This window comes from Candidatus Sulfotelmatobacter sp., assembly GCA_035498555.1.
Classification (GTDB): domain Bacteria; phylum Eisenbacteria; class RBG-16-71-46; order RBG-16-71-46; family RBG-16-71-46; genus DATKAB01.
Window position 1 is genome coordinate 1 of record DATKAB010000148.1, and the last position, 17,274, is coordinate 17,274.

Here is a 17,274-nt window from a genome sequence, read left to right on the forward strand (position 1 = left end):
ACTGGCCGCGCACGGTGTCGCGCAGCACGTCCTCGGGCCGCATGATGCGCACCGAATCGAGGAGCTTCGCCTTTTCGTTGCGCACCGCATCGGCGCGGACCGAGGACGGCGGTTCCATGCAGAGGTAGGCGAGCATCTGGAACATGTGGTTCTGGACCATGTCCCGCAGGACGCCGGCGGTGTCGTAGTAGCGCCCGCGGCTCTCCACCCCCACGGTCTCGCCGACCGTGAACTGGATGTGGTCGACGTGCTGCTTGCTCCAGAGCGGCTCGAACATCCCGTTGGAGAACCGGAAGGCGAGGATGTTCTGCACCGTTTCCTTGCCGAGGTAGTGGTCGATGCGGAAGGTCTGGCTTTCATCGAGCACGCGCCCAACCAGCAAGTTCAGTGCGTGGGCGGATTCCTCGTCGCGGCCGAACGGCTTCTCGAGGATGACGCGAGTCCACGCGCCCTCGTTCGGCCGGGCGATGAGACCGGCCGCCTGAAGCCGGTGAAGAATGGTGGGGAAATCGGTGGGCGGAGTTGCCAGGTAGTACAGCCGATTCCCCTCCGTGCCGAGCGCCTGATCGATGGCCTGGAGTCGCTGGGCGAGACGCAGGTACGCGGCCGGATCGTGGAACTCGCCCTGAACAAAATCGAGGCGCGGTGCGAACTCCTCCCACACCGCCGGATCGACCGGTTTGCGGCGCGAGAATTCGTTCACTCCGGCGCGCATCGCCTCGCGGAATGCGTCCGCGCTCCAGTCGCGGCGGGCGAAACCCACCGCCGCGAAGTTCGCTGACAACGAGCGGCCGAAGGCCAGGTTGTAGAGCGCCGGCACCAGTTTGCGTTTGGTGAGATCACCGCTCGCGCCGAATACCACCATCACGCACGGTGGGCCCTGGCGAATCGCCGGCGCCGGGATCGCGCCGGCCTGGAGCGTGACCTGAGCGCTCACGAACGATGTCCGCTCATCCGGACCTCCGCGGTTGGATGCACGACATCCGGCCCTTGACGACGACCATCAAACGTCACGCGGCGCCGTGACGCAAGTGGGCGGCCCTACTTGCCTCCCGCCGCGCTCGGCACCAGCTCGGTCGGCCTCGCGGCCACCCCCCGCGGCAACGACCATGCACACACCAGTCCGAGCGGCGCCATGCAGGCCAGCACCTCCAGCGCGACGTGCAGGCCGCGATGATCGGCCAGCACCCCGATCGGCCCGATCAGCAGCGCGCCCAAACCCCACGCCGCGCCCATCAGCAGGCTCGAGATGGTGGACGAGTGCCTCGGCGAGAGCTCCTGGCCGAGCACGACGTTGACCGGCAACGAGCCCTGCAGCACCAGGCTGCCGCAGATCAACGACACCAGGTTCCATGGCGCGGGGAGGAACAGGAAGCCGAAGTAGAGCGGGGTCGCGCCCAGGAACGAGATCGCCACCACGCGGCGGCCGCCGTAGCGATCCGCGAGCCACCCGCCCATGAATCCGCCGAGCGCGCCGAGCGCCAGATACGCGGTGGTCAGGCCGCCGCCGGCCGAGAGCGAGTAACCGCGCGCGTGCAGATGGATCGGCAGGAAGGTCATGAATCCGTAGGAGACCGCCGAGCGACAGACCACCGCCAGGTAGAGGAGCGCGAGCGGACGCAGCACCGGTCTCAGCTCGCCGAGCGCGGGACGCCCGCCGAGATGCCGCGCTCGCGGCGTGACGCGCGCGAACCACGAAGTGAGCAGCACGGCCACCAGCAGGCCGGGAATCGCGGCGAGCCAGGTGCGTTCGATGCCGAAGCGACCTGCCACCGAAACCGCGAACAGGGGCCCAAGCGCGAAGCCGAGTGTGCCGCCGGTGACGAAGATCGACATCGCCAGTGATCGACTGGTGCCCTGTTCGCTGGCCAGCACCGCGGCCTGTGGATGGAAGGCCGCGACGCCCATGCCGCCGATCATGAGCAGGGCCACCAGTGCGCCGTAGCTCGGCGCGAGGCCGATGCTGCTCAGGAAGATCGCGGCCACCATCGGTCCGAATGCCACGAACCACGGACGGTGGAGCCGGTCCGAGACCCAGCCGTAGAGCGGCTGTGCGAAAGACGACGAAATCGCGGCGAATGCCACCAGGCTGCCCACCTGGGTGAGGCTCAGGTGCAGGCGATGCACGAGCAGCGGAAGGAGCGGCGAGAAGAAGCTCGAGTAGGCGTCGGTCGAGAAGTGGGCGAAGGAGAGCAGCAACAGGCGAGGACGCAGATCGAACTTCATTTGCCCGGAAACGGTAGCACAGCGGCGTCACTCGCGCGTGACGCGCGGGCAGGAGGAGACCGGCGGCTCGCGGAAATTCGTCCGGCTACGCCGCCCGGGAAAGAATGCGCTCGAGGCGCGAAATGTAGGCCTCGGTGCGCTCGACTTCCGCCTTGGCCCTGGGCAGGAGCCGCGTGCACTCGGTCACGCGCTCCTCGGCCGCCAGGCGTTCGATCTGGGCGAACACGCGCTCGCAGGCCACCGCTCCGACCGTGGCGCACATGCCCATCAGGCCGTGCGCCTCGAATTCGATGCGGTGCGCCTCGTGCTCGATCATTGCCGCCGCCAGGCGCTCGAGTCGCGGCGGGACGTCGGCGAGGAAAGTGTTGAGCAGCGTGTCGCGCAACGCCGCGATTCCCATGGACGAGCCCTCCAGGCGCGCGTTGTCGATCGGCACCTCCGGCGCCGCTGCGTCCTCGGAATCGATCACCACCGGCTTGAAGCCAATGCCGCTGTTCTCGAGGTTCGCAGGCAGAGCGTCGAGGGTGTCGCCGGGCGAGCGCTTCGCTTCGCCGGCCGGGGCGTCGCCGCGGGCCATCAGCTCGAGCTTCTTCTCGAGATCCGGAGCCTTGAGCGTAATCGCACTCGCGCGCACCGGCGAGCGTTCGGCGGAAGCCGCCTGATTCGAATGGGCTCGTGTCCAGCGCTCGACCATGCTGCACAGCTGCCCGATGTCGATGGGTTTGGGCAGGCAATCGTCCATGCCGGCAGCGTGGCAACGCTCGATCTCGCTCGGCTGAGTGTTGCCGGTCATCGCCACGATCGGGGTGCGCAGTCCGCCGCGCTCGCGTGTGCGGATCGCGGTGGTGGTCTTGAAGCCGTCCATGTCCGGCATCTGGACGTCCATCAGGATCAGGTCGTAACGCTGGGTTTCGGAGCGGCTGAGCGCTTCGTTCGCGTTGTTCGCGACGTCGATGGTGTAGCCGAGCCGTTGCAGCGCCCAGTTGGCGACCAGCTGATTCACGGCGTTGTCCTCGACCAGCAGGATCCGCATGCGACCGCGCCGCGCTTCGGCCAGCGAATGCCGCGTGACCAGCGCGGGAGCGTTGCCCGGCGTCTGGCTCTGCTGCGCGTGAACCACCTCGATCAAGCCATCGTAGAGCTCACCCCATTCGATCGGCTTCAAGAGGTACGCCGAGAAGCCCATGGTCTGAGCGCGCTGCGCATCGCCCTTGCGGCCGACGCTGGTCATCATCATGGTGATGGTGCGCTCGAGCGCGGCATCCGAGCGGATCGCCCATCCCAGCTGCTCGCCGTTGGTCCCGGGGAGCTGCATTTCGATCAGCGCCACCTGGTGCGGGCGACCCTCCGACGCGGCGTTGCGCATGCGGGTGAGCGCTTCGTCGGCCGAGTCGGCCTCATCGGTTTCGCATCCCCATGCCGAGAGCATCTCCTTGAGCGACTGGCGGATGTTCTTGGACGGATCCACCACGATGACCCGCATGCCTCGCAGCTGGACGTTCTTGGGTGCGGCGCTGTAGGCGGGGCCGGCCTGCTTGTCGAGCGCCATGCGGAACCAGTAGCTGCTCCCCAACCCCTCCGCGGTCTCGACACCCACTTCACCCCCCATCAGGGTGACCAGCGAGCGCGAAATCGCGAGCCCAAGACCGGCGCCGCCATACTGGCGCGTAATCGCGGCATCGGGAGACGCCGCGCTCTGGAACACGTGTGCCAGCTCCTCGCGCGACTCGCCGCCGCCGGTGTCGGTCACCGAGAACTTGAGAGTGACGCGCGCGTCGTCCTCGGAGACGCGATCGACGCGCACCGTCACACACCCCTCCTCGGTGAACTTGATCGCGTTACCGCCCAGATTGAACAGCACCTGGCGAATGCGGCCCGGGTCGCCCTTCAGGCGCGACGGCACCTCGTGACTCACCTGGCAATCGAAGTCGAGCGCCTTGGCGTTCGCCATCGGCGCCAGCAGCGCGCTCACTTCGTCCACGGTCACGCGCAGATCGAAGTCCAGCTTCTCGATCTCGAGCCGGCCGGCCTCGAGCTTCGAGAAGTCGAGCGTGTCGTCGATCAGATGGATGAGGGTCTGGCTCGAATTGCGGATCACCTCGACCAGGTTGCGCTGCTCGTTGTCCAGCTCGGTCTCGAGCAGCAGATGCGTCATGCCCATCACGCCGTTCATGGGGGTGCGGATCTCGTGACTGATGGTGGCGAGGAAGTCGCCCTTGAGCTGGGCCTGGGCCTGCGCCTCGGTCAGCGCGTACTGAGCGTCCTGGACGCGCCGATCCACGTTCGAGAACTGCGCCTGCAGTTCGTGGCAGCGGCGTTCGGCCTCGGTGAGCCGCGCCTGCAGCCGGGCGCACTCGGCGCGTGACGCTTCGAGCTCGCGCAGGCTCGCCGCCCCGGTCGAGTCGGCGTTGCGCGCGGCCTCGCCGCGAGCCGTCTCGAGGGCGCGTGCGTGCTCCTCGTGGACGGCTTCCAGCGCGCGCGCGTGCTCGGTGCGGGCCGCTTCCATGGCGCGGCTCGCGTCGAACCGGGCTTCGTCCAGCGCGCGCGCGCCTTCGAGGCGCGCCGCCTCGAGCGACCGAATGCCCTCCAGCCGTGCCGCGTCCACCGCGCGAGCCGCTTCGTCGCGCGCGAGGTCCAGCGCGCGACGGTGCTCCTGCCGCAGGGCTTCGAGTTGCTGGAGCGCGTTCTGGGTGCGAGCGTCGGCTCCGGCCGCGGCGCGCTGCTCCACCTCGGCGAACCGGAGCTGCGTCTCGCCGAGCTGGCGCTCGGCGGCCTCGAGACGCGCCCGCGCCTCGTCGGCGCGTCGTTCCGCGGATTCCGCGCGCGCCCGCAATTCCCCCAGCTGCGACTCGGCGGCCTCGCGCGCGCGCCGGACGTCGGCGAGCTGCGCTTCGGACGCGTCGCGCGACTGGCGGGCCTCGATCGACAACCGCTCCGCCTGCTCGTGACGATGCTTCCATTCGAACGCCTCGCGCTCGGCGGCCTCGACGCGCCGGCGGCCTTCGCTGGATTGCCGCTCCGCCGCATCCCTGGCCCGGGCCAGTTCGGCAAGTTCGCGCTCGGCCGCCTCGCGCCGCGACACGGTGTCCGCCAGCTGGCGCTCGAACTCGTCCCGCCGATGGCTGGCCTCTGCCATCTCGCCGCGAAGGCTCTCGCGCTCGCGGCGCAGCTCGTCGCGCTCGGATTCGAAGACTGCGACCTGACGAAGCGCTGCTTCGTGCTCCTCACGGAGCTCGGCCAGCCGGCGCTCGGCCTCGGCTCGCGCCTCGTTGGCGCTCTGGATGGCCGCCAGGATCTGGGTGTTCGATTCGGCCGGCGGCAGCACCGAAGGCGCCGCGGCCGGCGGCTCGAAGGGCGCGATCGGCGCGACGAAGGAGGCGGAGAGCGGCTCGGGGGCGGATTCGGGTGCCGGGGCCGGGTTGGGCGCGGACGGCGCGAGCTGCGATTCCGGAGAGGCGTCCACCAGTTTGAGCGGCGGGACTGGCGGCGAAGGGCTCGAGGCGCGACCGGCGATATCGTCGGGCGGCGGGAACTGCTCGAACGGGACGATTTGGAGTCCATCGAACGGACGGACCACGGGTGCGGCCGGCGCTGCCGGCGCCTCGGCGGCGGGTGGCGCCGGAAAGTTCGGCGCCGAGGAACTCTCCGCCGGCGCCTCCGGGCCTTTCGACACCGCCAGCGACCAACCGCGCGCAGGCGCGTCGGCCGAGTCCGGCGAGGTCGCCGTCGGCTCCTTCGAGGAGGATTCGAGCGGGAGGCTGGGCGCGGCTTCCACCGCCGGCCGCACCGCGGGCGCCGGCGCGACGGCCACGGACGCCTCCGGCGCGGTTTCGAGCGCCGGGGCCGCCGGCTGCGCAGGGAGCTCGCTCATCGCCAGCGCGATCTCGGCCTCGCTCATCGGGCGCGCCACGCCCACGAACACCAGCTCCCCATCGGGACGCAGCGACATTCGCGAGCGCACCGCGAGCCACACTTCCTGGCCGGCGGCGTTCTGGATACGAGTGATGTCGAGATGCGCGTCGGACTTGAGATTTCGGGCGCGGCGCAGATAGCGTCGAGCGAGGTGGTTGCGATAGGGCAGCGGCACCAGGCGGGTGAACGAGCTCCCGAGCAGGTCCGAGGCGCGCACTCCGGCAACGGCATCGATCGCGGCGCTCATCCACTGGAAGCGCCCCTGCTGATCGCAGCAGAAGATGATGTCCGGCGCGGCGTCGAGAACCTCGCGGAGCCCGATCGAAATCGTGGGGGCTCCGGAGAAAGCGGGCTGTCCAGATCCGTGGCGCTCGAACATGGGAGGCGAAGTTCCCCGCGGGAAAATGCGATGCCGGCCGTCCTTGCCGGGACGATCCTTGTCGTTGTCCCTATCGGCCGGCGAGCGGGCGGCCTTGAGGTGAGATTGCAGAAAGCGATGCCTGCGGAATCGCGCCCACCCGGGAGCGCCCACCTCTATATAGGGGGCTGAGGCCGACCGGCTACCGCCAGCGAAGCCCGCGCGTGGCCAGCTTCATCAGCGCGGAAACCACCGTGACGAGTATCAGCAGCACCAGCGCCGCGCTCCAGGCCTGCCGGTTCCAGTCCTCGTAGGGTGAGCGGGCGTAGTCGTAAATGTAGATCGGCAGCGAGGCGATCGGCCGGTCCACCGCCACCGACCAGAAGCGGCTGCCGAGCGCCGTGAACAGCAGCGGCGCGGTTTCACCGGCGGCACGCGCCAGCGCCAGCAGCGAAGCGGTGATGACGCCGCCGGCCGCGGCCGGAAGCACCACGTCCTGGATCATGCGCCAGCGCGGGGCGCCCAGCGCCAGTGCCGCCTCGCGATAGGAGCGCGGTACCAGTCGCACCACTTCTTCGGTCGAGCGAACGATGGTCGGCAGCATCAGAATCGCGAGCGCGCACCCGCCGGCCAGCGCCGAGAAGCGGCCCATCGGCACCACCACCAGCCCGTAGGCCGCGACTCCGACCACGATCGAGGGGACGCCGGCGAGCACGTCGGCGGTAGTGCGGATCACGGTGCCGAGCGGCCCGTCGCCGAACTCGGCGAGATAGAGCCCGGCCGCCACGCCGATCGGCACCGCGGCGAGCGTCCCGAGCCCGACCAGCTCGAGGGTGCCGACGATCGCATTGGCCATGCCGCCGCCGGGCTCCCCCACCGGCGTCGGGAGCCGGGTGAAGAAGTTGAGCGTCAGCCCGGCCGCGCCGTGCCGAACCAGGTGGAGCACGATCAGGATCAGCGGCAGGATCGCGAGCCCGGCCAGCAGGTGGCACGCGATCGTGAACGCGAGATTGGCGGCGCGGCGCAGCGCCGAGGGCCCTCGCGCTTCGAGGCGCGGCAACGAGCTAGGCGGCGCCGGCGACATCACGTCGTCCTCCCGTGCTCCAGATCACCAGCAGACGGGCTCCGGCGTTGACCAGGATCGTGACCGCGAACAGCACCAGCGCGATTTCGATCAGCGCCGACAGATGGAGCCGCCCGGTGGCCTCGGTGAACTCGTTGGCGATCACGCTCGCCATGGTGGCGCCGGGTGCGAGCAGCGAGGCCGAGATGCGGTTGGTGTTGCCGATCACCATGGTGACAGCCATGGTCTCGCCGAGCGCGCGGCCCAGCGCGAGGATGATCGCGCCCAGGATTCCGGGGCGCGCGACGTCGAGCGTCACCGCGACCGCCTCGGCCCGGGTCGCGCCCAGCGCCAGGGGTGCCTCGCGCAGCGCGCGCGGCATCGAGAGCAGGATCTCGCGCGAGATCGAGACGATGGTGGGCACGATCATCACCGCCAGCACGATGCCCGCGTTCAGCATCCCGATACCGAACGGGAAACCCTGGAACAGCGGCAGGAAGCCGAGGTGCTTCAAGAGCCATGGCTCGATCAGCGAGCGAAGGAACGGCGCGAGCAGGAACAGTCCCCATACGCCGAACACGATGCTGGGGACGGCGGCCAGCAGCTCGACCACGAACGCCACGGCGCCGCCGATCGTGCGCGGTGCCAACTCCACCAGGTACACCGCGGTGCCGAGCCCCAGGGGAATCGCCAGGACCAGCGCGACGAGCGATGACACCGCGGTGCCATACAGGTAGGGAAGTGCGCCGAACTTCTCCGCCACCGGATCCCAGTCGGTCGAAACCAGGAAACGCCAGCCGAACGCGTGCATGGCGGGCAGCGCTCCGCGCGCGCTCTCCCAGACGATGAGCGCGACGATCACGAAGATGACGAGCGCTGCACCCTGGAGAAGCGCGAAGTGCAGCGCGTCGGCGGGGAACGCGCGCCGGCGAGTTGGCGCGCGTTCGATGCCGGCCTGAACCGTCACTGGGCGGTCGCCGCCGCGACCGCGGACAAGGCCTTGCCGCCCGAGGTCAGCGTCCTGAGCGTCGCCTCGTTCACCTTCACCACCGATTCCGGCAGGCGCGCGTAGTCGAGCGCTTCGACCATGTCCTGCCCGTCGTGGATGGCCCAGTTCACGAAATCGCGCAGAGCCTTGGCCTTCGCCGGATCCTTGGTGTCCTGATAAACGATCAGGAAGGTGAGCCCGGCGATCGGATACGCGTCGGGGCTCGCGCCATTCACGATCGGGGTGCGCACGTCCTTGGCCAGTGCCCCCGCCGACGCCGCCACCGCCGCGGTGGTCGAAGCCAGCGTCGGGGCGATGAACTGGCCGGCCTTGTTGCGCACCAGGGCGGTCGCGAGCTGGTTCTGCCTGGCGTAGGCCAGCTCCACGTAGCCGATGGCCCCCGGCGTCTGCTTCACCAGTCCCGACACGCCCTCGTTGCCCTTCCCTCCCACTCCCGCCGGCCACGACACCGAAGTGTTGGCGCCCACCAGCTCCTTCCATTGGCCGCTCACCGCCGAGAGGTAGGTGGTGAAGATGTTGGTGGTGCCGCTGCCGTCCGAGCGGTGAACCGGCAGCAACGGGACCGAGGGAAGCGCCACGCCGGGATTCGCTGCCGCGAGCAGCTTGTCGTTCCAGGTCGTGACCTTGCCCATGTAGATCCCGGCGATCGCCTCGGGAGTGAGCTTCAGGGTGCCCTTGAAGTCCGGGAGGTTGTAGACCATCGCCAGCGAGCCGCCGACGGTCGGAATGTGCACCACCTTGCGCGGCATCTCCTTCAGACGATCGTTCGACAGCGCGGCGTCGCTGGCGCCGAAGTCCACGGTGCCCGCCTTCACCTGTTGGATGCCGGCCCCGCTGCCGATCGATTGATAGTTGATCTCGATGCCGGTCTTCTGGTGATAGGCGTCGAACCACTTGGAATAGATCGGGTACGGAAACGTGGCGCCCGCTCCCGTCAGGTTCTGGGCGCCGGCGCCCGAGGCCGGGAGCACGACGAGCGCGGTCGCGACCAGCGCGGCCTTCAACGAATGGGGTCTCATGATGACGGTGTCCTCCGTGTGCTCAGGATTGCGGCTTGCTGAAGCGGTAGTAGAAGGTGATGCGGGCCTGGAAATCGTTCTGCCCCGGCACGCTGGCCGCGGCCGGGTTGCCGACCTTGTCGTATCTCACGATCTCCAGGTTGGGTTGGACTCGCAGATCGGGAGTCGGCACCCAGTCGACGCCGGCGATCCACAGCTGCGAGTCGACGCGATTGGGATTGTTGGCGTCGGACTGCCACTGGTCGAAGCGTGCCACCACCCCGAACTTTGGGTGGATCATGGAGCGGCCGAAGATCGAATAGCCGCGCTGCTCGGTCTTGCTGGCGTTCAGATGACTGGTCTCGCGGCTGATCGCCTCGCCACCGAGGGCGAATCTGCGGAACTCGTAGCCGGCGAAGATCCGGAACGTGGCGCCGTCCTGATTGGCCTCGAGGCTGTCGGTGTGCGCGGGCACCTTGGGGCCGAGATTCACGCGCATCGCCTGGAAGTCGGCATAGGGCTCGACGCGAAGGTCTCCGACGTGGATCGGAACGTTGACGTAGAAACGCTTGAAGCGATCGCCCTCGGGCCTCTGGCCGGCGCCGTTGCCGATCATCGCCGAATAGCCGACGCGGTGATCGGAATCCATCCAGCCCTTCAGCTCGGCGCCCAGATCGGCCGCCGGCTGCAGGCCGCGAAAGTCCCCCAGCGTCTTCTCGATCGAGCGGTACTGCCAGAAGTCCTCGATGTTCTCGAACGCCGGTGTGTTGAGCATGCCAAAGTAGAAGTCACCACGAGGTATCGCGCTCTTTGCCAGGACGTAAGCATTCTTGACGAACGGCGTGATCTTGCCGTCGGCGGTCAGCGACCTGCTGTCCACCTCGAGCCGGAAGCGGGTCGCGAACCGAACCGTGAGATCGTTGTCGAGCTGGAGGTAGACCCGTCGCAGGAAGATGCCGTTGAGGTCCTGGGTGATCGGGTGGGTGCCATCGATCAGCGCGCTCCCCTGATCGGCCCCGCTGCTGTTGTAGGTGTGGGTGGAGATGCCGTCCACGTTGTAGTAAGCGTCGGCGAAAACCAGCCCGCTGATCCGTCCGCGTGGGAAGTCGGGCGGCGTGGAGGCCGGTGGTGGCATCATGGCCTGGGCCGCTGGATTCGAATTCAGGGAGGTGGAGGTGGAGTCACCGGGCGCGGACTGGGAGCTGCGGGGAAAACCGGCAAGGCACAGCACGACGACTGCGGCGAACGCCCGGGGACGAGGTCGCATCCTGCTCCTTTCGCTGAGTCACTCCGCGCGACGGATGCCGCCCCGGAGCTGGGGTGAGGCACCCGGTCCGACCGCGTGTCGGAGGACTCGCCTGGCGCCGCGAAATGACGCCGACCGGAAGGTGGGGCGCGCGGCGTTGCCGCGACCGCACCAGCGTGTTGCCGTGATGTAAACACGATGGCGTCCCCGCAACTCCCGTCAGTCGAACTCGCTACCCGCGGTGGCGGGCGGTTGCTCGAACGCGGTTTGCCCGATCTGGATCGGGGCGAGGTTATAGCTCTCGCCGCGGATCGGAGCGCCGGCCGCCCGCCGCAGCATGGCGAGCTGACCGACGTGCGTGAGCGCGTCGGCCATCGAGCCCTGGAAGATCCTCTCCCACGGGGTCGCGAGCGGTGTGCCGGTGGCGAGCAACTCGTCCCAGCTCGTCACCGCCGAGAAGAAGCGTTCGACTTCATCATCCCACTGGAGTGGCTTCGAGTCGTTCCACACCGCTTTGCCTCTCGACATGCTGAGTCCCCAGTCCATCAGGTCTCCCATGTGGGCGAGGATCTGGACCGGAGTCCTGAGGCCCGGCGCTGCCTGGAATTCAGCGAACTCCGGGGGCGCGCCGCGAACCGCCTTGGAGCCTCGGTAGGCCAGCGTCGCCAGCGTGTGACGGAGGAACGGATGTTCGGTGAGCATGCTTTGCCTCCTGGGGCGGCGCCCCGGCGGAATGAGGCTTGCGGACGGCCCGCGAGCCGGCGTGTCGAGCCTAGCGGCCGAGCTCCCCCCGGCGCTTTCACGTTCTTGCGGGGGGCTGGCCCTCCTCCGGATCGGCTCCGCGCGTGCCCCATCCGCGGGCGTAGAATCGCGGTATGCCGAAGCTCGAGCTGCTGGGCGTGGTGGAAACCGATCGACTGCGTGCGGCGCTGGTCCGCTGCGACGGCCGCGATCACGACCGCCGCGAGGAGCAAGCGAATGGGGCGCGGATCTGGTTCGTGCTGCGCGGGCGGTTCGAGCTCTCGAGCCCGCGTTCGCGTCGCATCGGAGACCCGACTGCAGCGCTCCTGCTCCAGCCGGGGGAACGCTTCTCGATCCGGCATCCGGAGGGCTGCGGCGACGTCTGCCTCGCGGTCGGGGGTCCCGCCGCCGACAGCGCCTGCGATCGTCGGGCAACCTCGGTGCCCCTTTCGAACGCCGGCTACCTGAGAATCCGCTCGCTGGCCCGAAGGCTTCAGGGGCGGGACCCGATCGAGACGATCGGGGCCGAAGAGTCGATCTGCGAAGCGCTCGATCCCGAGGCGGCGCCGGGGCGGTCGGCGACGCCGGCCGAGCGACGGCTCGCGGACCAGGTCGCCCATTCGCTGGCCATGCGCTTCGACGAGCGCCTGTCGCTGGCGGAGCTGGCGGCGCCGCATCGGGTGTCGGTGTTCTCGCTGTGCCGGTCGTTCAGACGCGCCCGGCGCACTTCCATCCATCGAACGCTGCTGCGGATCCGCGTCCGGCATGCGCTGGCGCTGATGCTCGACACGTCGTGGTCGCTGGCGCGAATCGCCGCCGAATGCGGGTTCGCGAGCCATTCCCACCTGACGGTCCTGTTCCGGCGGGAGGTGGGCTCGAACCCGAGCCGGTTGCGCCGGCGCGAGCTGATCCGGCCGGCCGGCGGAAGCCGGGCCGGGGACCCACCGGCGCCCGGCCGGCCCCGCGCGTGAGCCGGTTCAGTGGCAGCGAACCGCTCGCGGCAACCCGCCGCCCCCCCGCGGCGTAATCGGGACATGTCCACCCGCCGCCCGGACCCCTTTCGAGGTGTGGTCATGAGACGACTCGCTCTTCTTCTGCTGGCGCTTGCCCTGGTTCCCGCATCCAACGCGTTCGCGCGGGACTGGGACCCCGATCCCAACCTCGGCATCACGCTCAATCCCGCCTGCAATCCACCCTCCCGGCTGGCCCCGCGGTTGGACACTCGCGACGCGCGGTTTTCGATTACCACCGACGATGAACAAGCCACGCTCCTGCTCACCAACAAGGTGGTGGCCATTCAGTTGAGCGATCGCGCGTTCCACAGTCTCCATCGCAAGTTCAGGGACATTCAGCTCGAGGACGACAACGTGCTCGCGCAGACCATCAAGGCGGTGGTGCTCGGCACGGTCGAGGCGATGCTCGATCACCGGATCGAGTGCCCGATTCGCGACATCGACGACGTCCAGTATCGCAACGGGCGCCTGGTGTTCATCACCTCGGACAACGACACCATCTTCGAGAACATCGACGTGCACGATCGCAACGTGCTCGAGGGATTCAGCGAGGCCGACGCCAGGGCCTTCGTTCGCGAGTTCAAGAGGGTGAAGGATCGCTCGACGCTCTAGCGGAGCGCTTCACCGCGCGCGCTAGTTGACCCAGCCGAGCCCCAGGAGCAGCTCGTACAACGGCCCGCTCGCGGTCTGACCGGGGAACACCGAGCCGAGACCGGCGAAGCGAAACGCGTCTACCCTCGACCGATCTCGAGGCGGAAGGCGCCGTGTTTGGCGGGCGCGTCGAACCTGCCGCCCAGCCCCGCGTAGCCGCCCCAGGTGTCGCGACGGCGGCGTCGGGCCACCGACCCACGCCCAAGCGCGCAAGGTACAGATTGTTTCGCGTGGATTCTCCGGCCGAGGCGGGTGGCGCGCCGGCCAGCACGAGCGCGAAGACGATCGCCATCGCGGGCCGCATGGCGCCCGCAGGATTGCGGTCCGCGAGCGCCGACGCTAGCCTGTGGCCATGAGTCGTTCAGGGTCGCGGGGGCTCCCGCCGTCTGAGAGAACGAAGGCGTGAAGGTCGTGATTCTCGCCGGCGGACTCGGCAGCCGGCTCCAGGAAGAAACGGCGGTGCGGCCCAAGCCGATGGTGGAGATCGGCGGCAAGCCGATCCTCTGGCACATCCTCAACATCTACGCGGCTCAGGGATTCGACGAGTTCGTGATCGCACTGGGCTACATGGGCGAGCAGATCAAGGACTACTTCCTCAATTTCTACGCGCTCAACAACGACCTCACCATCGATCTATCCGAAGGCACCAGCCGCGTGCTCGGGAGCAAGCAGCCGCGCTGGAAGCTCCATCTGATCGACACCGGCCCCGGCACCCAGACCGGCGGCCGGGTGGGACGACTGCGTTCGCTGCTCCGGGATGGGACGTTCATGATGACTTACGGCGATGGGGTCGCCGACATCGACCTCAAGCAGCTGCTCGAGTTCCACCGCTCGCACGGTCGGCTCGCGAGCGTCACCGCGGTGCGCCCGCCCTCGCGATTCGGCAGCTTCATCCTGGACGGCAGCCGCATCAGCGAGTTCCAGGAGAAGCCGCAGACCGGCGAGGGCTGGATCAATGGCGGGTTCTTCGTGCTCGAGCCGGGCGTGCTCGATCTTATCGACGGTGACGAGACGGTGTGGGAGCGCACGCCCATGGAACGCCTGGCCCGCGACGGGCAGCTCATGGCCTACCGGCACGAGGGCTTCTGGCAGCCGATGGACACACTGCGCGAGCGGCGCGTGCTCGAAGAGTTGTGGGCGGGCGGGCGTCCGCCCTGGAAGCTGTGGTGAGCGGAATGCGCGTACTGGTCACCGGCAATCTCGGCTACGTCGGCACGGTGCTCACGCCGATGCTGGCCTCGGCCGGCCACGAGGTGTGGGGGTACGACGCCGGCTACTTCGAGCGCTGTCTGATGGGTCCGCTCGGCGACAGCGGCGTGACTCGACAGATCCGGAAGGACCTGCGCGCGGTTGACGCCGGAGACCTGACCGACGTCCAGGCGATCATCCACCTCGCCGCGCTCTCCAACGACCCCACCGGCGAGCTCAACCCCGCGCTCACCCGCGCCATCAATTTCGAGGGCTCGGTCAGGCTTGCGCAGGCGGCGCGCGCGGCAGGCGCGGCGCGATTCCTGTTCGCCTCGTCGTGCAGCATCTACGGCCAGGGCGCAGGCGGCGCGCTCACCGAGGAGGCGCCGTTCCAGCCGCTCACCGCTTACGCGCGCTCCAAGGTCGACACCGAAGCCGCCCTCCAGCAGCTCGCGGGCGACGACCTGTCTCCCACCTTCCTGCGCTTCGCCACCGCCTACGGTTTCTCGCCGCGGCTCCGCTTCGACATCGTCGTCAACAACCTGACCGGCTGGGCGGTGACTACCGGCAGGGTGCAGCTGATGAGCGACGGCCGCGCCTGGCGGCCGCTCGTGCACGTTGAGGACATGGGGCGCGCCTTCCTCGCCGCACTCGCCGCGCCGCGCGAGCACGTTCACGCTCAGGCCTTCAACGTCGGCCGAGAGGAGGACAACCATCAGATCCGCGATCTCGCCCACCTGGTTCAGCGAGCCGTGCCGAATTCCCAGGTGACGTTCGCCGCGGGCGCTTCGTCCGACACGCGCAACTACCACGTCAGCTTCGCTCGCGTGCGCGAGCGGTTGCCCGAGTTCCGTCCCGCCTGGAGCGTCGAGCGAGGCATCGCCCAGCTCGTCGAGCGCTTCGGCGCGTTGAAGCTGACCCACGAGCAGTTCGCCGGCCGTGACTTCACGCGATTGAAACAGCTCCAGCACCTGATCGACGCGGCCGAGGTGGATGGCGAGCTGATGTGGACGGGCGGAGTGCGGGCGTGATCTTCGAGGCACTGGCGCTGCCCGGGGCGTTCGCCATCGATCTCGAGCCGCGGGGGGACGAGCGCGGCTTCTTCGCACGGGTCTTCTGCCAGAAGGAATTCGCCGCCCACGGTCTCGCCACCGAGATGGTGCAGGCCAATGTCTCGCAAAACGTGAGCAAGGGCACGCTGCGCGGCATGCACTACCAGCGGGCGCCGTTCGCCGAGGTCAAGCTGGTGCGCTGCATCCACGGTACGATCCACGACGTGATCATCGACCTCCGGCCGGACTCGCCCACCTACCTGAACTGGCTCGGGGTCGAGCTGTCGCGACGGAATCGCCGCGCCCTCTACGTGCCCGAAGGCTTCGCGCACGGCTATCAGGCGCTCGAAGACGACACCGAGGTGCTCTATCTCGTGAGCCAGTTCTACACCCCGAGCCACGAGTCGGCGATCCGCTGGAACGATCCGCGCTTCGGGATCCGCTGGCCGCTGCCCGATCCCATCCTCTCGCCCAAGGACGCGGCGCACCCGGACTTTCGGCCATGAAAGTGCTGATCACCGGCGCCACCGGTTTCATCGGCAGCCACGTCGCGCGCCAGCTGATCCGCCGGGGCCATTCCGTGCGCGCCGTGATGCGCGCCGGCGCCGACCCTCGACGCGTCGCCGAGCTGCTGCCCGCGCTCGAACGCGCGACGCTCGACCTGTGGAGCGCGTCTCGCTCCGAGCTCGAAGCCGCCTGCGGCGGCGTGGAGCTGGTGATCCATCCGGCCTGGTACGCGGTGCCGGGCAAGTACCTCGCCGCTCGCGAGAACCTCGACTGCGCCGCCGGCACCCTGCGGCTGCTCGAGGCGGCCGCGGCGGCCGGCGCCCGGCGCTTCGTCGGTGTCGGCTCGTGCTTCGAATACGAGTTCGCCGACCAGCCGCTCGCCGAATCGAATCCGGTCGGCCCGAAGAGCCTCTACGCGGCCTCGAAGGTCGCGACGCGTTATCAGGGCGAGCAGCTCGCGCAGCTGCTCGGGGTTTCGTTCGCTTGGGCCCGCGTTTTCTACCTCTATGGCCCGCACGAGGACGAGCGGCGCCTGGTGCCCGCGGTGATCCGCTCGCTGCTGCGCGGCGAATCGATCGACGTCACCAGCGGCGTCCAGGTGCGTGATTTCCTGCACGTCGCCGACGTCGCCGCCGGCCTGGTGGCGGCCGCCGAGAGCGCGCTCACCGGCGTGGTCAACGTCGGCTCGGGTGAGCCGGTGACGATTCGACAGATCGTGGAGACGCTCGAGCAGCTGACCGGTCGCAAGGGCCTCGCCCGCTTCGGTGCCCGCCCCGACCATCCCACCGATCCGCCGTTCGTCTGCGCCGACGTCTCGCGGCTGCGCGGCGCGACCGGTTGGCGTCCCGCCTTCACGCTGATTTCCGGACTCGAGGACACGATTCGATGGTCGAAGAGCCTGGTCGCGGCGCCCTGAATCCGCTCGCGCCGGGGCTTCGCATCGGCTACTCGACCCTGCGCAACGACGTCACCGCGCCGGGCGATCGCCGGCGGTTCTGCCACTACGCTGATCGGCGGGGGCTGAAGTTCGAGATCGCGCGCCCGGGCCACCCCTACGACCTGATCGTCACCAGCAGCGCCGGCGATCTGAGCGAGTGGGTGCGGCTGCCGCCCTCGACCCGGCTGGTGCTCGACATGGTGGATTCGTATCTCGACGAGCCGCCCACCGCGCCCAGGGCGCTGGTGCGCGGGGCCGCCAAGTTCCTGCTCGGCCACACGCGACGACTGCACCTCGACTACCGCTCGCTGATCGAGGCCGCCTGCCGCCGTGCCGACGCCGTGATCTGTGCCACCGAAGAGCAGCAACAGCG

The 17,274-nt window shown here is 69.0% G+C and carries 15 protein-coding genes; 7 read left to right on the top strand and 8 right to left on the bottom strand.

Annotated elements, in window-relative coordinates:
* The 8 genes from VMJ70_12310 to VMJ70_12345 all read right to left on the bottom strand — a co-directional run.
* Positions 1 to 937 (bottom strand): glucose-6-phosphate dehydrogenase (locus VMJ70_12310; GenBank protein HTO91907.1); only part of this gene is annotated, 937 nt, incomplete at its 3' end.
* A 104-nt stretch (positions 938 to 1,041) separates the two neighbouring features.
* Complete coding sequence (locus tag VMJ70_12315) at positions 1,042 to 2,226, bottom strand: MFS transporter (protein ID HTO91908.1); 1,185 nt, start codon at positions 2,224 to 2,226, stop codon at positions 1,042 to 1,044.
* Between the two features lie 85 nt (positions 2,227 to 2,311).
* Entirely contained in the window at positions 2,312 to 6,517 is a 4,206-nt protein-coding gene (locus tag VMJ70_12320; protein HTO91909.1) for a response regulator, read from the bottom strand.
* 181 nt (positions 6,518 to 6,698) lie between these two features.
* Positions 6,699 to 7,580, bottom strand: a complete 882-nt coding sequence (pstA, locus tag VMJ70_12325) for a phosphate ABC transporter permease PstA (protein ID HTO91910.1) — start codon at positions 7,578 to 7,580, stop codon at positions 6,699 to 6,701.
* The gene (gene pstC / locus VMJ70_12330; GenBank protein ID HTO91911.1) at positions 7,561 to 8,526 is read right to left on the bottom strand and encodes a phosphate ABC transporter permease subunit PstC; all 966 of its coding nucleotides are present in this window, start codon (positions 8,524 to 8,526) and stop codon (positions 7,561 to 7,563) included. The genes pstA and pstC overlap by 20 nt, the downstream gene beginning before the upstream one ends.
* Entirely contained in the window at positions 8,523 to 9,587 is a 1,065-nt protein-coding gene (gene pstS, locus VMJ70_12335; protein ID HTO91912.1) for a phosphate ABC transporter substrate-binding protein PstS, read from the bottom strand. The genes pstC and pstS overlap by 4 nt, the downstream gene beginning before the upstream one ends.
* Positions 9,588 to 9,609: 22 nt before the next feature.
* Positions 9,610 to 10,704, bottom strand: coding sequence for a hypothetical protein (locus VMJ70_12340; protein ID HTO91913.1), 1,095 nt, complete (start codon positions 10,702 to 10,704; stop codon positions 9,610 to 9,612).
* A 327-nt stretch (positions 10,705 to 11,031) separates the two neighbouring features.
* Positions 11,032 to 11,514 carry a hypothetical protein gene (locus VMJ70_12345; GenBank protein ID HTO91914.1) on the bottom strand — a complete coding sequence of 161 codons (483 nt, stop codon included), beginning with the start codon at positions 11,512 to 11,514 and terminating at the stop codon, positions 11,032 to 11,034.
* 173 nt (positions 11,515 to 11,687) lie between these two features.
* On the opposite strand from VMJ70_12345, the gene VMJ70_12350 reads away from it, so the two are divergent.
* From VMJ70_12350 to VMJ70_12380, 7 genes are all read left to right on the top strand, one after another.
* Positions 11,688 to 12,524 (top strand): helix-turn-helix transcriptional regulator, encoded by an 837-nt coding sequence (locus VMJ70_12350; protein ID HTO91915.1) that lies wholly within the window; start codon positions 11,688 to 11,690, stop codon positions 12,522 to 12,524.
* Positions 12,525 to 12,626: 102 nt separating this feature from the next.
* The gene (locus VMJ70_12355) at positions 12,627 to 13,178 is read left to right on the top strand and encodes a hypothetical protein (GenBank protein ID HTO91916.1); all 552 of its coding nucleotides are present in this window, start codon (positions 12,627 to 12,629) and stop codon (positions 13,176 to 13,178) included.
* A 441-nt stretch (positions 13,179 to 13,619) separates the two neighbouring features.
* On the top strand, positions 13,620 to 14,387 hold the full coding sequence (gene rfbF / locus VMJ70_12360; protein ID HTO91917.1) for a glucose-1-phosphate cytidylyltransferase: 768 nt from the start codon (positions 13,620 to 13,622) through the stop codon (positions 14,385 to 14,387).
* Between the two features lie 5 nt (positions 14,388 to 14,392).
* Positions 14,393 to 15,436 (top strand): SDR family oxidoreductase, encoded by a 1,044-nt coding sequence (locus VMJ70_12365; GenBank protein HTO91918.1) that lies wholly within the window; start codon positions 14,393 to 14,395, stop codon positions 15,434 to 15,436.
* On the top strand, positions 15,433 to 15,963 hold the full coding sequence (rfbC, locus tag VMJ70_12370; protein HTO91919.1) for a dTDP-4-dehydrorhamnose 3,5-epimerase: 531 nt from the start codon (positions 15,433 to 15,435) through the stop codon (positions 15,961 to 15,963). The genes VMJ70_12365 and rfbC overlap by 4 nt, the downstream gene beginning before the upstream one ends.
* Entirely contained in the window at positions 15,960 to 16,880 is a 921-nt protein-coding gene (locus VMJ70_12375) for an NAD(P)-dependent oxidoreductase (GenBank protein HTO91920.1), read from the top strand. Before rfbC ends, VMJ70_12375 begins: the two co-directional genes overlap by 4 nt.
* Positions 16,850 to 17,274: hypothetical protein (locus VMJ70_12380; protein ID HTO91921.1), on the top strand; the 425-nt coding region annotated here is incomplete at its 3' end. The genes VMJ70_12375 and VMJ70_12380, both read left to right, overlap by 31 nt.